The organism is Bacillus cereus group sp. BfR-BA-01524 (assembly GCF_022662595.1).
Taxonomy (GTDB): Bacteria; Bacillota; Bacilli; order Bacillales; family Bacillaceae_G; genus Bacillus_A; species Bacillus_A thuringiensis_S.
Genome location: NZ_JAKUDW010000227.1, coordinates 1 through 1,452, shown reverse-complemented (window position 1 = coordinate 1,452; position 1,452 = coordinate 1). Strand labels below are relative to the sequence as shown.

The window sequence follows — 1,452 nt, the reverse complement described above, 5'->3', positions numbered from 1 at the left end:
CTGAACTCTAACTTTTGTATTGTACCACAATTCTCTCATTAAGCAGTACTTCACTCTATTTTTCTTTTAAGGGAAAACATGCTATTCTTTTAGGCAGGAAATGTAGAAAATGAGGTCGATATATTATGCATTATGATGTTATTGTCATCGGCGGCGGTCCTTCTGGGCTAATGGCTGCAATTGGTGCTGCAGAAGAAGGCGCAAATGTCTTGCTTCTTGATAAAGGAAATAAACTTGGGCGTAAACTTGCGATTTCTGGTGGCGGGCGCTGTAACGTAACGAACCGTCTACCACTTGATGAAATTGTTAAACATATACCAGGAAACGGTCGCTTTTTATACAGCGCTTTTTCTATTTTTAATAATGAAGATATTATTACATTCTTCGAAAATCTTGGTGTTAAATTGAAAGAAGAAGACCACGGTCGCATGTTCCCTGTGTCAAACAAAGCGCAATCTGTTGTAGACTCACTTTTAACACGATTAAAAGACTTAGGTGTAAAAATCCGTACAAATACGCCTGTTGAAACGATTGAATATGAAAATGGTCAAACGAAAGCAGTTGTACTGCAAACAGGCGAAGTGTTAGAAACAAATCACGTCGTTATCGCTGTTGGCGGAAAATCAGTTCCTCAAACTGGTTCCACTGGAGACGGATACGCTTGGGCTGAAAAAGCAGGTCATACAATTACAGAATTATTCCCAACAGAAGTACCTATTCTTTCAAACGAGCCGTTTATACGTGATCGCTCATTACAAGGTCTTGCTTTACGTGATATAAACTTAAGCGTATTAAACCCGAAAGGAAAAGCTATCATTTCTCACAAAATGGACATGCTCTTCACTCATTTCGGCCTATCTGGTCCTGCTGCTCTTCGCTGTAGTCAATTCGTCGTGAAAGCATTGAAAAAGTTTAAAACGAATACAATACAAATGAGTATTGATGCATTGCCAGAGGAAAATAGTGAGCAACTATTTCAGCGCATGCTGAAACAAATGAAAGAAGATCCGAAAAAAGGAATTAAAAACGTTTTAAAAGGTTATGTCCCTGAACGTTACTTCCTATTCTTACTAGAAAAAAATGAAATTGACGGTAGTGAACAAGCTGGACAAGTTTCTCACGAAAAGATTCGCGCACTTGTGAAAGACTTTAAAGAGTTTACTGTGAATGTAAATGGTACGCAGTCAATTGAAAAAGCATTCGTTACTGGCGGAGGTGTATCCGTGAAAGAAATTAACCCGAAAGAAATGTCTTCTAAATTTACGAACGGCTTATATTTCTGCGGAGAAGTTCTTGATATTCACGGTTATACTGGTGGCTATAATATTACATCAGCCCTTGTTACTGGTAGAATTGCCGGAACGACAGCTGGAGAAAACGCGAAAATGCAATATTAAAAAAGAAACAGGGATTCCTGTTTCTTTTTTAATAGGTACATGAAATTATTATCGG

General features: G+C 38.2%; 1 protein-coding gene. It reads left to right on the top strand.

Annotated elements, in window-relative coordinates; genetic code table 11:
* The first annotated feature begins 125 nt into the window (after positions 1 to 125).
* Positions 126 to 1,397 (top strand): BaiN/RdsA family NAD(P)/FAD-dependent oxidoreductase, encoded by a 1,272-nt coding sequence (locus MR170_RS30590; RefSeq protein ID WP_029443445.1) that lies wholly within the window; start codon positions 126 to 128, stop codon positions 1,395 to 1,397.
* Positions 1,398 to 1,452: the final 55 nt, after the last annotated feature.